A 13392-nucleotide genomic window follows, 5' to 3' on the forward strand; every position below is an offset into this window, starting at 1 on the left:
TTCGCCAAGGAAAATATCTCCATGTACACGCCACGCGCTTTTGCCATCGACGAGTTGGCCCAACTGCATGAACTGATCCTCGCCACCCGCCTCGCCATATTGGTGACCCACGGCGAAAGTGGCCTGCAAGCCAGCCATGTACCGGTGCTGCTGCATTGCGAGCAAGGCACCAACGGCACGTTGTACGGGCATCTGGCCAAAGCCAATCCCCAGTGGAAAGACCTGCGCGACGGTACCGAAGCCCTGCTGATTTTTGCCGGTGCCGACGCCTACGTCAGCCCAGGCTTCTACCCGAGCAAGGCCGAGCACGGCAAAGTCGTGCCCACCTGGAACTACGTCGCCGTACACGCCTATGGCCGAGCGGAAACCTTCAGCGATGGCGGGCGGCTGCTCGACATCGTCAGCACCCTCACCGACCGTCATGAAGCGGGCCGCGCCCAACCGTGGTCAGTGGCCGATGCCCCCGCCGACTACATCGACGGCATGCTCAAGGCCATCGTCGGCTTCGCCATTCCCATCGACCGTCTGGAAGGCAAGCGCAAGCTCAGCCAGAACCGCAGCCCCGCCGACATCGCCGGCGTGCGCGAAGGCCTGGCCGCCAGCCCCGACGTCAACGACCAAACCCTCGCCCAATTGATGCGCTAAGGAAATCAACATGAGTCAGATCGACATTCGCCAGGTCACCGCCGCTGATCACGCGGCCTGGTTGCCGCTGTGGCAAGCCTACCTGCGCTTCTACAACACCGAACTGGCGGATGCCGTCAGTCAAAGCACCTGGCAGCGCATGCTCGATCCGAACGAGCCAACCCTCGCCGCCCTTGCCTGGGCCGACGGCAAAGCGGTGGGCATGGTGCATTTCATCTACCATCGTTCGAACTGGGCCATCGAAAACTCCTGCTACCTGCAGGACTTGCTGGTGGTCCCGGAAACCCGTGGCACCGGCGTCGGCCGTCAGTTGATCGAATTCGTCTACGCCACGGCCAAGGCCGATGGATGCAACAAGGTCCACTGGCTGACCCACGAAACCAACGCCACCGCGATCCAGCTCTACGAGCGCATCGCCGAACGCCCGGGTTTCATCCAGTTTCGCAAAGCCATCTAGGTTCAAGGAGAACAGCATGTCGATTTCACTCGCCGACTGGAAAGGCGCCCCGGCTCCCACCACTCAACTGATCGAAGGGCGTTATATCCGCCTGGAAAGACTCGACCCGGCGCGCCACGGCGACGACCTGTTCAACGCCCTGCAAGGTCCCGGCGCCGACCCGAAACTATGGGACTACCTGCCTTACGGCCCCTTCCCGGAGCGCAGCGTCTTCAACGACTGGCTGAACAACCATGCGGCCAGCAGCGACCCGTATTTCTTCAGCGTGATCGACCGCGCCAGCGGCGAGGTCCAGGGCATTCTCAGCCTGATGTCCATCGTCCCGGCCCAGGGCCGCATCGAAATCGGTCACGTCACCTTCGGCGCTCCAATGCAGCGCTCGCCGAAAAGCACTGAAGCGGTGTACCTGCTGGCCAAAGAATCCTTTGCCCTGGGTTACCGTCGCCTGGAATGGAAATGCAACAACGCCAACGGCCGTTCCAAATACGCGGCCGAACGATTGGGTTTCAGTTTTGAGGGTGTGTTCCGCCAACACATGGTGGTCAAGGGGCAAAATCGGGACACCGCGTGGTACTCGATTCTGGACTCGGAATGGCCGGCAATTGGCGCCGGGTTCGAACAGTGGCTGAACGATGAGAATCAAACGGATTCGGGGCAAGCAAAAAGCCTGGTCGAATGCAGACCCCAAAAATCCTGAACTCGGAAAACCCGTAGGAGCCGGCTTGCCGGCGATGGACTCAAGTGCGCCGCGTTTATCCTGCTTACACGCGTCATCGTTAACGACCATCGCTGGCGAGCCAGCTCCTACAAAAAACCGCGTCCTGGCCGAAACACGCAATACCTGTAGGAGCCGGCTTGCTGGCGATGGACTCAAGTGCGCCGCGTTTATCCGGTTTACACGCGTCATCGTTAACGACCATCGCAGCCCCCACAAAAAGCCGCGCCCACCAACCCCGTGAAACCCCAAAAAAAGGGGAGCACATGCTCCCCCGAGGTATAAAGCGTTGTATCGAGGCCGTTAACTCAGCCTTCGATCTCGATCAGGATCTCGCCCGGATTCACCCGGTCACCCTTGGCCACGTGAATGGCGGTGACTTTACCGGCGATGGCGGCCTGGACTTCGGTTTCCATCTTCATCGCTTCGGTGATCAACACAGCCTGGCCCGCCTTGACGGTGTCGCCTTCCTTGACCAGCACGTCGACGATGTTGCCCGGCATGGTGGTGCTGACGTGACCCGGTGCAGTGGCTTGCTTGCGCTTGCTGCTGCCGCCGCCGACGAATTCGTTGAGCGGTTCGAACACCACTTCTTCCGGCATGCCGTCGATGGACAGGTAGAAGTGACGCTTGCCTTCGGCCTTGACGCCGACACCGGTGATGTCGACGCGGTAGGTTTCGCCGTGGACGTCGATGACGAACTCGGTCGGTACACCTTCGCCACCGGCCGAAGCGACACCGCCAGCTTCAGGAATCGGCAACAGCACTTCAGGCGTCAGGGTGCCGGCCGCACGCTCTTCGAGGAACTTGCGCCCAATGTCCGGGAACATGGCGAAGGTCAGCACGTCTTCTTCAGACTTGGCCAGAGCACCGATATCGGCGCGCAGCTTGGCCATTTCCGGCTTGAGCAGATCGGCCGGGCGGACGTCGATCACTTCTTCGCTGCCGATGGCCTGGCGACGCAGTTGTTCGCTCACGGTGCCCGGCGCCTTGCCGTAGCCGCCCTGCAGGTACAGCTTCACTTCGTTGGTGATGGTCTTGTAGCGCTCGCCGGCCAACACGTTGAAGAACGCCTGGGTGCCGACGATCTGCGAAGTCGGGGTCACCAGCGGCGGGAAGCCAAGGTCTTCACGAACGCGCGGGATTTCGGCCAGCACTTCGCTCATGCGGTTCAGGGCACCCTGCTCCTTGAGCTGGTTGGCGAGGTTGGAAATCATCCCGCCCGGCACCTGGTTGACTTGCACACGGGTGTCGACGGCGGTGAATTCGCTTTCGAACTGGTGGTACTTCTTGCGCACGGCGTAGAAGTACAGGCCGATCTCTTGCAGCAGTTCCAGGTTCAGACCGGTGTCGAACTCGGTGCCCTTGAGCGCAGCAACCATCGACTCGGTGCCTGGGTGGCTGGTGCCCGATGCGAAGCTGGAGATCGCGGTGTCGATGTGGTCGGCGCCGTTCTCGATCGCCTTGAGCTGGCACATCGTCGCCAGGCCGGCGGTGTCATGCGAGTGGATGAACACTGGCAGCGACTGTTCGGCTTTCAATGCCCGAACCAGCTCACCGGTGGCGTACGGGGTCAGCAGGCCGGCCATGTCCTTGATCGCCACCGAGTCGCAACCCATCGCTTCCATCTGCTTGGCTTGCGCCACGAAGGCGTCGATGGTGTGGACCGGGCTGGTGGTGTAGGCGATGGTGCCCTGGGCGTGTTTGCCGGCAGCTTTCACGGCTTCAATGGCCACGCGCAGGTTACGCACGTCGTTCATGGCGTCGAAGATGCGGAACACGTCGATGCCGTTGACCGCAGCCTTGGCGACGAAGGCCTTGACCACATCGTCGCTGTAGTGGCGGTAGCCCAGCAGGTTCTGGCCGCGCAACAGCATTTGCAGGCGGGTGTTAGGCAGCGCGGCGCGCAACTGGCGCAGGCGCTCCCACGGGTCTTCCTTGAGGAAACGTACGCAGGCGTCGAACGTCGCGCCGCCCCAGCACTCCAGCGACCAGTAGCCGACTTTGTCGAGCTTGTCGCAGATCGGCAGCATGTCTTCGGTGCGCATGCGGGTGGCGAGCAGCGATTGGTGGGCGTCGCGCAGGATTGTGTCGGTAACGTGGATTTTCTTAGTCATTGGAATATTCCTCACAGGCCTGCGTGGGCGGCGATGGCGGCGGCGATGGCCAGGGCCAGCTCTTCGGGTTTGCGCTTGATCGAGTAGTTGGTCAGTTCAGGGTGGCTTTCAACGAAGCTGGTGTTGAACTGGCCGCTACGGAATTCCGGGTTACGCAGGATTTCCTGGTAGTACGCGGCGGTGGTCTTGACCCCTTGCAGACGCATGTCGTCGAGGGCGCGCAAGCCACGGTCCATCGCTTCTTCCCAGGTCAGGGCCCACACCACCAGTTTCAGGCACATCGAGTCGTAGTACGGCGGGATGGTGTAGCCGGTATAGATCGCCGTGTCGGTACGCACGCCGGGGCCGCCGGGTGCGTAGTAGCGGGTGATCTTGCCGAAGCTCGGCAGGAAGTTGTTTTTCGGGTCTTCGGCGTTGATCCGGAACTGCAGGGCGAAACCACGGTGCTGGATGTCTTCCTGTTTCACCGAAAGCGGCAGGCCGGAGGCAATGCGGATCTGCTCACGAACGATGTCGATGCCGGTGATTTCTTCGGTGATGGTGTGTTCCACCTGCACCCGGGTGTTCATCTCCATGAAGTACACCTCGCCCTCGGCGAGCAGGAACTCCACGGTGCCGGCGTTCTCGTAGCCCACGGCCTTGGCCGCACGCACCGACAGGTCGCCGATGTAGGCGCGCTGTTCCGGGGTCAGTTGCGGGCTCGGGGCGATTTCGATCAGCTTCTGGTTGCGGCGCTGGATCGAGCAATCACGCTCGAACAGGTGCACCACGTTGCCGAAGCTGTCGCCAAGAATCTGCGCTTCGATGTGCTTCGGATTGACGATGCATTTTTCCAGGAACACTTCCGCCGAACCAAAAGCCTTGGTGGCTTCGGAAATGACACGCGGGAAAGCCTGTTCGAGTTCTTCGCGGCTGTTGCAGCGACGAATGCCGCGGCCGCCACCACCGGACGTGGCCTTGAGCATCACCGGGTAACCGATGCGATCGCCTTCGGTCAGGGCTTCTTCGATGCCCGACACGTTGCCTTCGGTGCCTGGAGTGACCGGCACGCCAGCCTTGATCATGCTGCGGCGGGCTTCGGTCTTGTCGCCCATGCGGCGAATGACTTCAGCCGATGGGCCAATGAATTTGATCCCGCGTTCGGCGCAGATCTCCGCCAGTTCGGCGTTTTCCGAAAGGAAGCCATAACCGGGGTGCAACGCATCGCAACCGGTCTCCACGGCCAGGTTCACCAGCTTGCGTGGGTTCAGGTAACCGGCCAGCGGCTCGGCACCGATGCTGTGGGCTTCGTCCGCACGCTTCACATGCAAGGCATGGCGGTCGGCATCGGAGTAGATCGCGACCGAGCGAATGCCCATTTCGGCACAGGCACGTACGATTCGTACGGCAATCTCACCACGGTTGGCGATCAGGATCTTTGTTATCACTTGGAGGTTCCCTTGAGCCGGTGGTACCCACGACCTGCTAGACCAGGTCGACGCGTGACCAAATGTTTCAATTTAGTCGCAGGTCCACACTAGCGCCCACAAGGGATTAACAAAAATGAATAAAAATTGGGTCATGCATAAGTAAAGACTTATAGTTGATTCACCAGCCAGCGACGAGAGCGACAAGATAATGCGTAAGTCATTGATGCGTATGACTTTGCGGCAATTGCAGATCTTCAACGAGGTCTGTGATTTGCGCTCCTACAGCCGTGCGGCCGAGGAAATGTCGCTCACACAACCTGCCGTCAGCCTGCAGATTCGTCAACTTGAGGAGCTGGTTGGCCAGCCTTTGTTCGATTATGTCGGCAAAAAACTCTACATGACCGAAGCCGCTGAAGCGTTACAGCGAGCCAGCCGGGATATTTTCGGCCGCCTGGAAAACCTCGACATGCAGCTGTCGGACATGCAGGGCTCGTTGCAGGGGCAACTGAAACTGGCGGTGGAATCCAGCGCGAAATATTTCGTGCCGCATCTGTTTGCCGCATTCAAGCGTCAGCACCCGGAGGTGAACCTGCAACTGACGGTGGTCAATCGCGGCCAGGTAATCCGACGCCTGTCGGACAACCGCGACGACCTGGTGATCATGTCCATGGTGCCTCAGGACATGGGCCTGGAATTCCTGCCGTTCCTGAACAACCCGATTGTCGCCGTGGCACCCCCGGATCACCCGCTGTGCCATATGGGGCCGCTGCGCCTGCAGGATCTCGAACCCTACACGCTGCTGCTGCGTGAGCCAGGCTCCGGGACGCGACTTGCATGCGAAGAGTACTTCAAGGAGAAGCGCGTGCACTTCAACCAGACTCAGGAAGTCTCGTCTGCCGAAGCTCAGCGTGAATGTGTACTGGCAGGTCTGGGCGTTGCGCTGTTGACGCGCCACGCCCTGAACCTTGAGCTGGCAACCGGTGGGCTGATCGAACTGCCCATCGAAGAGCTGCCACTGTTTCGCAGTTGGTGCCTGGTACAGGCCAAGGCGAAACGCCTGTCACCGGTGGCTCACGCCTTCCTGGCGTTTATTCGTAGCGAGCGGATTCAGATCAGCGCGCTGGTTGAGCGTTTCGACGGGAAGTCGAGGCAGATGCCTGCCAGAAGTTGAGCTCCAACTCCGGAAAATCGCCAATTTCAGCCAGGAGCTGACGGCGTTCGCAGCGATCTTCGATGGCGCGACGGAATTCCATGCGGCGCTGATCTTCTTGCTGACGACGGGTTTTGACAGCGCTGTTGCGTTCTTCGTAGGGCATGGCCATTTCGAGTCTCCCAAGGCGAGTACGGGAGTTTCAAGATAGGCGCGAGGGATGACGGTTTGGCGGCTCGGGTGTTACAGACTGATGAAAATTGCGGTGTATTCGAGGCCGCCATCGCGAGCAAGCTCGCTCCCACATTTGATCGTGCACGCCGCAGAACCTGTGGGAGCGAGCTTGCTCGCGATAAGGTCGGAACGACCTTCCAGCCATTTCAAGCCAGGCTCAATCGTCCAGCGCTTTTACCGACTTGGGCGACAACCGCAAGCTGCGCAGGCTGCGCTTGACGCTCTTGAGGTGGTTGACCAGGCTCGGGCCACGCGCCATGGCCACGCCCATCGCCAGCACATCGATCACCACCAGGTGGGCGATACGCGAAGTCAGCGGCGTATAAATTTCGGTGTCTTCATGCACATCGATCGCCAGATTGACCGTAGACAGCTCAGCCAATGGTGTCTGGCTCGGGCACAAGGTGATCAGCGAGGCGCCGCTTTCGCGCACCAGGTTGGCGGTGATCAGCAGGTCCTTGGAGCGCCCGGACTGAGAAATGCAGATCGCCACGTCGGTTGGCTTGAGCGTCACGGCCGACATCGCCTGCATGTGCGGGTCGGAATACGCCGCTGCCGTCAGCAGCAAGCGGAAGAACTTGTGTTGCGCATCCGCCGCGACCGCACCCGAGGCGCCAAAGCCATAGAACTCGACGCGCTGGGCCTGGGACATCAGCGTCACCGCCCGCTGCAGCTCCAGAGGATCGAGCTTCTCGCGAACCTCCATCAGGGTATGCAGGGTGGTGTCGAAGATTTTCAGGCTGTAGTCGGCGACCGAATCGTCTTCATGGATCGCAAACTGGCCGAAACTGGCACCTGCCGCCAGGCTCTGGGCCAGCTTCAGCTTGAGGTCCTGGAAACCGGAACAACCGATGGCACGGCAAAAACGCACGATGGTCGGTTCACTGATGCCCACGCTGTGGGCCAGGTCGGCCATGGAACTGTGCATCACGGCCGCAGGATCAAGCAGCACGTGGTCGGCGACCTTGAGCTCCGACTTGCGTAACAGGTGGCGAGACTGGGCGATGTGTTGCAGCAGATTCAAGGGGCTGGACTCTTTGTTATTGGCAGGTGCCGGGGATGTAGCACGCTTGTAGTTATACTACATGAATTGGCTTTTTGCCTGCTCAATGCGTTACCGAATCCCTCGTTTTCACGTGCCCGCGCTTCATGTAGCACTCTGGCGCCTGTCCAAATGCAGCGGGTGCACGTTTTAAAGGACAAAAGTGCCCTGCGTATCCTCGTCAGCTTGCAGCTTGCGCGTGCAGCAAACCGGCCAGCGTCTCGGCCTCGACCGGGCGGCTGATCAAATAACCCTGCACTTCATCGCAGCGCTCGGCTTTCAGGAACTCCAGCTGTTCTTCCCGCTCCACCCCCTCCGCCACGACCTTCAACGACAAGCCGTGAGCCATGGCAATGATGGCCCGGGTGATCGCCGCATCCTCGGTGCCCTCTCCCAATCCGCGGATAAACGCCTGATCGATTTTCACGTAGTCCACCGGAATACGCTTGAGGTAGCTCAGTGACGAGTAACCGGTGCCAAAATCGTCAATGGCCAGCTTCACCCCCAGATCGCGCAACTGCTGGAACGTCGCGATGATGTGTTCGACGCTGTCCAGCAACTGGCTTTCGGTGAGCTCCAACTCCAACAGTTGCGGCGCCAGCCCGGTCTCTTCCAGCACCTGCCGCACCAGGCTGACCAGCTTGCCCTGGCGCAATTGATGCACCGACAGATTGACCGACACCCGAATCGCTTCGAGCCCCTGCCGCTGCCACTCACAGGCTTGCCAGCAGGCCTGGCGCAGCACGAACTCACCGATCGGGCCGATCAATCCGGTTTCTTCAGCCAGGCCGATGAAATCCCCCGGCGGCACGCGCCCCATGGTCGGATGATCCCAGCGCACCAACGCCTCGGCGGCATTGAGCTTGCCCGTGGCAAGGCACAGCTTGGGCTGGTAAAACACCTTCAGCTGCTGCTCTTCGACGGCCTTGCGCAAATGGTTTTCCAGCTGCAACCGCTCCAGCGTGCTGGCTTGCAGACTGTCGGTGTAGAACTGGAAATTATTACCCCCCAGGTGTTTGGCGTGCTGCATGGCCATGTTCGACTGGTTGACCAATGCCGAAATTTCCCGGGCGCTGTCCGGTAACAAGCTGATGCCCATCGACGCGCTGACCACCAGTTCATGCCCATCGATGGTCACCGGCAAGCGCAGCTTGCTCGCCAGGCGAGTCGCTACCCGGGCCAGGCTCGACAGGTTGCCGTAAGAGTTGAACAGCACGGCAAACTCGTCACCGGAAAGGCGCGCGATGGTGTCGGCCTCCGGCAATGCATTGACCAGTCGCCGCGCCATTTTCTGCAACAACTGGTCGGCGACTTCATGCCCCAGGCTGTCGTTGAGTTGCTTGAACCGATCGAGATTGATGTGCAGCAAGGCCAGGCTGCGATAACCGCCCTGCCGCACTCGCTGATGAGCTTCACTGAGTCGTTCGCGGAACATCGCGCGGTTGGCCAGCCCGGTCAGTTCGTCGTAATGGGTCAGATAACGCATGCGCTCTTCTGATTCCCGACGGGCCGAGAGATCAGCGAAGAAGCCCACAATATGACTGACATTTCCCCGGGGATCGCGCACGGCATTCAGTTGCAGCCATTGCGGATACATCTCGCCGTTCTTGCGGGTTTCCACCAGTTCGCCCTGCCAGCTGCCTTCCTGCTCCAGCGCCTGATGTATTGCGGCGTAATGCCGACGCGCATCGCGACTGCAAGGCAACTCGACGACATTGCGCCCGATCATGTCCTCGATGTCATAGCCGGTCACCCGGCTGAAGGCTTGATTCACTGCGATCAGGGCATAGTTCGGATCGAAAATCACGATCCCTTCGCTGGCCGCCTCGAACACAGTCGCCGCCAGTTGCCGCTGCTCTTCCAGGCCCTTGCTGACGCTGATGTCGCGGCGAGTGCCAACCATGCGAATCACCCGGCCATTTTCGGCACGCTCGACCGCCCGCCCACGGTCCTCGATCCATACCCAGTGGCCGTCGCCGTGCCGCACGCGGTATTCGATCTGATAATCCTCGGTGCGGCCCTTCAAATGCTCGACCAGCGCCCTTTTCAGCGCAGGAAGATCATCGGGATGAAGGCGCGGCTTGAGGTGGCGCAGTAGTGCCGTGACCTGTTCCGGCTCCAGGCCGAACAGTTCCTGAATCTGCGTGTGATGGACTTCGTCGGTTTGCAGATTCCAGTCCCACAACCCCAACTCGCTGGCCTTCAATGCCAGCGCCAGGCGTGCTTCGCTCTTGCTCAGCGCCTGGTTGGCGGCGTCCAGTTCCAGGCTGCGCTGAGCGACACGGTTTTCCAGGTCGACCTGTATCTCTCGCAATTCATTGTCGGCGCGGCGGCGCTGTTCGATCTCCTTGGCCAGTTTCTGATTGAGCTGGTCACTGCAGTTTTGTGCCTGCTGCAGATGCTCGATCAGTGCCTGGTTCTGAAAGCGCCGCATCAAGCCCCTATCGATCAACCGATTGACCTGCCACGCAACCACGCTCAATGCGCCGAGCAGGATCAGCCCGAACCAGCCCCAGCCATGTTGCTGTTCATCAGCCCCCAAAAACATGTAGGCGATGGCCGGCAACAGGCAAGGCAAGGTAAAAGACAGAAAGGCCGGCAAACTCACCGCATAAGCCACGCTGGCCGAGAGCGCTGCGGCACCGATGAGGCCGAAGACCCAGGCTTGCTGAATGAAGTTGTCGGCGGGCACCAGGGCGATGCCGGCACCGGCCAGGGTCAGGCCGGTGAGGCCGGAGCCCAGCAAGAACATCCGTCGCCAAATGGGCTGGGCCTGACGATTGGGAATGGCCGAATCGAAGGCTGCGACCTGAATCACCCGCAATGCCACCAAAGACAACAACCACACCAGCCAGACACTGACCAGGAAATAGCGCTGCGGGCTCCAGAGCAAACCGGCACAGACCAGGCCATTGATCAGCATGAACAACGTGGGCAGCAGCGAGCCCTGGTACAACAGGCGCGTGCGTTCGACCGCCATTTCCATGGCGTACTGTTTACGGATCACCCGGGGCTCCACAGTGGGGCCCGACAGGTCGAAGCTGAGGGTCATAGGCGATGTTCTTGTTCTTATAATGATGAGCATGTGCCCGAAACTGCTCGGAGCATACACAAGCAATTGCCCGGACCAAACTGCTGCTGATCAATAAATCGCCAAATTTTTCAGTCGCCGATGACCCTGGAAACGCTAAAGGCAAGCCCTGCCAACGCCCGCAGCCGATGACCGACCGGTCGTCCCTCACATAACTTTCATCGGTTAAAGCGAAGCGGAGTTTGCCCGGTGTGTCGCAGCCCCCTAGAATGCCCCGATGCGCGATGATCTCTCCCTTCTGCTGAACTCCCTCAACGATGCCCAACGCCAGGCTGTAGCAGCCCCCGTGGGTCGTCAGTTGGTCCTGGCCGGTGCTGGCTCCGGTAAAACCCGAGTGCTGGTGCACCGTATCGCCTGGTTGATCCAGGTCGAAAACGCCTCGCCCCACTCCATCCTGTCGGTGACCTTCACCAACAAGGCGGCTGCCGAGATGCGCCAGCGCATCGAGCAGCTGATGGGCATCAATCCGGCCGGTATGTGGGTCGGCACCTTCCACGGCCTGGCGCACCGCTTGTTGCGGGCACACTGGCAGGAAGCGGGCTTGAGCCAGACCTTCCAGATTCTCGACAGCGACGACCAGCAACGGCTGGTCAAGCGGGTGATCCGCGAGCTCGGCCTCGACGAACAACGCTGGCCGGCCCGTCAGGCCCAATGGTTCATCAACGGCCAGAAAGACGAAGGCCTGCGTCCGCAACACATCCAGGCCAGCGGCGACCTGTTCCTGGCGACCATGCGCGGCATCTATGAAGCCTACGAGGCCGCGTGCCTGCGCGCAGGTGTCATCGACTTCTCCGAACTGCTGCTGCGCGCCCTCGACCTCTGGCGCGATCACCCCGGTCTGCTGGCGCATTACCAGAAGCGCTTCCGGCACATCCTGGTGGACGAGTTCCAGGACACCAACGCCGTGCAGTACGCCTGGTTGCGCCTGCTGGCCAAGGGTGGCGACAGCCTGATGGTGGTGGGCGACGACGACCAGTCGATCTACGGCTGGCGTGGCGCGAAAATCGAGAACATCTACCAGTATTCCGAAGACTTCCCGGACGCCGAAACCATTCGCCTGGAGCAAAACTATCGCTCCACCGCCGGCATCCTGAAGGCTGCCAACGCCTTGATCGCCAACAACACCGGGCGCCTGGGCAAAGAGCTGTGGACCGACGGCGGCGAAGGCGAAGCAATCAACCTGTACGCCGCCTTCAACGAACACGACGAAGCACGCTACGTTGTCGAAACCATCGAAAGCGCGCTGAAAACCGGTCTGTCTCGCAGCGATATCGCGATTCTGTACCGCTCCAACGCCCAATCGCGCGTTCTCGAAGAAGCCTTGCTGCGCGAGCGCATTCCGTACCGCATCTATGGCGGTCAGCGCTTCTTCGAACGCGCCGAAATCAAGAACGCCATGGCGTACCTGCGCCTGCTCGAAGGTCGGGGCAACGATGCTGCGCTGGAACGGGTGATCAACGTGCCGGCCCGTGGCATTGGCGAGAAAACCGTCGAAGCGATCCGCGACCATGCACGCCACAGCGATGTGTCGATGTGGGAAGCGATGCGCCAGCTGGTGGCCAACAAAGGCCTCACCGGTCGTGCGGCCGGTGCCCTCGGCGCGTTTATCGAGCTGATCGAGAACCTCGCCGCCAAGTGCATGGACATGCCGCTGCACCTGATGACCCAGACTGTCATCGAGCAGTCGGGGCTGATTGCCTATCACGAAGCGGAAAAAGGCGAGAAAGGCCAGGCCCGGGTAGAAAACCTTGAGGAACTGGTGAGCGCCGCGCGCAACTTCGAAAACACCGAAGAAGACGAAGACCTGACGCCACTGGCAGCGTTCCTCGGTCACGCGTCGCTGGAGGCGGGCGATACCCAGGCCGACGAGCACGAAGACAGCATTCAACTGATGACCCTGCACAGCGCCAAGGGCCTGGAATTCCCTTACGTGTTCCTGGTGGGCATGGAAGAAGGCCTGTTCCCGCACAAGATGAGCCTGGAAGAACCCGGCCGCCTCGAGGAAGAGCGTCGCCTGGCCTACGTCGGCATTACCCGGGCCATGCAGAACCTGGTGATGACCTACGCCGAAACCCGACGCCTGTATGGCAGCGAGACCTACAACAAGGTGTCACGCTTCGTACGCGAAGTGCCGAAAGGGCTGATTCAGGAAGTGCGCTTGTCCAACAGCGTCAGCCGTCCGTTTGGCGGCAACCAGTCGATGAGCGGCAGCAACCTGTTCAGCGGCAGCGAGATTCCGGAAACCGGCTTCAGCTTGGGCCAGACTGTGCGCCACTCGATCTTCGGTGACGGCGTGATCCTCAACTTCGAAGGTGCCGGGGCTCAGGCCCGGGTGCAGGTGAACTTCAGCGAAGGCAGCAAGTGGTTGATGCTGGGGTATGCGAAGCTGGAAGCAGTCTAGCTTTTCTGTAGGAGCGAGCCTGCTCGCGATGGTCGTCAACGATAACGCGGGAAGCCTGGCGCCCCGCAGCGTTCCCGGGCTCATCGTCGGATCGCCGCCCGGACCAAGCCCGCTCCCACATGTTGAACTGA

General features: G+C 60.7%; 10 protein-coding genes. 5 read left to right on the plus strand and 5 right to left on the minus strand.

All coding sequences use genetic code 11. The annotated features are described in order from the left end of the window. Positions 1 to 21 precede the first annotated feature (21 nt). The 3 genes from AB4O16_RS16030 to AB4O16_RS16040 are packed head-to-tail and all read left to right on the plus strand — an operon-like array spanning position 22 to position 1799. The gene (locus tag AB4O16_RS16030) at positions 22 to 645 is read left to right on the plus strand and encodes an FMN-binding negative transcriptional regulator (protein WP_460155300.1); all 624 of its coding nucleotides are present in this window, start codon (positions 22 to 24) and stop codon (positions 643 to 645) included. 10 nt (positions 646 to 655) lie between these two features. Then, positions 656 to 1102 carry an N-acetyltransferase family protein gene (locus tag AB4O16_RS16035; RefSeq protein WP_460155301.1) on the plus strand — a complete coding sequence of 149 codons (447 nt, stop codon included), beginning with the start codon at positions 656 to 658 and terminating at the stop codon, positions 1100 to 1102. A 16-nt stretch (positions 1103 to 1118) separates the two neighbouring features. After that, positions 1119 to 1799, plus strand: a complete 681-nt coding sequence (locus AB4O16_RS16040; RefSeq protein ID WP_460155302.1) for a GNAT family N-acetyltransferase — start codon at positions 1119 to 1121, stop codon at positions 1797 to 1799. Between the two features lie 326 nt (positions 1800 to 2125). On the opposite strand, the gene oadA is transcribed toward AB4O16_RS16040, so the two are convergent. Together oadA and AB4O16_RS16050 are read right to left on the minus strand one after the other, a co-directional pair. Then, positions 2126 to 3934, minus strand: coding sequence for a sodium-extruding oxaloacetate decarboxylase subunit alpha (oadA, locus tag AB4O16_RS16045; RefSeq protein ID WP_160388622.1), 1809 nt, complete (start codon positions 3932 to 3934; stop codon positions 2126 to 2128). 11 nt (positions 3935 to 3945) lie between these two features. After that, positions 3946 to 5361 (minus strand): acetyl-CoA carboxylase biotin carboxylase subunit, encoded by a 1416-nt coding sequence (locus tag AB4O16_RS16050; protein ID WP_046038868.1) that lies wholly within the window; start codon positions 5359 to 5361, stop codon positions 3946 to 3948. Between the two features lie 190 nt (positions 5362 to 5551). Between AB4O16_RS16050 and AB4O16_RS16055 the strand changes: the two genes are divergently transcribed. Then, positions 5552 to 6514 carry a LysR family transcriptional regulator gene (locus tag AB4O16_RS16055; RefSeq protein WP_160388621.1) on the plus strand — a complete coding sequence of 321 codons (963 nt, stop codon included), beginning with the start codon at positions 5552 to 5554 and terminating at the stop codon, positions 6512 to 6514. Here AB4O16_RS16055 and AB4O16_RS16060 read toward each other — a convergent pair. From AB4O16_RS16060 to AB4O16_RS16070, 3 genes are all read right to left on the minus strand, one after another. Next, on the minus strand, positions 6456 to 6665 hold the full coding sequence (locus AB4O16_RS16060) for a PA3496 family putative envelope integrity protein (protein WP_150716603.1): 210 nt from the start codon (positions 6663 to 6665) through the stop codon (positions 6456 to 6458). The genes AB4O16_RS16055 and AB4O16_RS16060 overlap by 59 nt on opposite strands. 219 nt (positions 6666 to 6884) lie before the next feature. Then, positions 6885 to 7751 (minus strand): transcriptional regulator HexR, encoded by an 867-nt coding sequence (hexR, locus tag AB4O16_RS16065; RefSeq protein ID WP_007954250.1) that lies wholly within the window; start codon positions 7749 to 7751, stop codon positions 6885 to 6887. A gap of 199 nt (positions 7752 to 7950) precedes the next feature. Continuing rightward, on the minus strand, positions 7951 to 10821 hold the full coding sequence (locus tag AB4O16_RS16070) for an EAL domain-containing protein (RefSeq protein WP_160388620.1): 2871 nt from the start codon (positions 10819 to 10821) through the stop codon (positions 7951 to 7953). A 256-nt stretch (positions 10822 to 11077) separates the two neighbouring features. Here AB4O16_RS16070 and uvrD point away from each other — a divergent pair, with 256 nt between their 5' ends. Then, positions 11078 to 13261: a DNA helicase II gene (uvrD, locus tag AB4O16_RS16075; RefSeq protein ID WP_160388619.1), complete on the plus strand. Its 2184-nt coding sequence runs from the start codon at positions 11078 to 11080 to the stop codon at positions 13259 to 13261. The last annotated feature ends 131 nt before the right edge of the window (positions 13262 to 13392 follow it).

This window comes from Pseudomonas sp. S2_H10 (assembly GCF_054668285.1).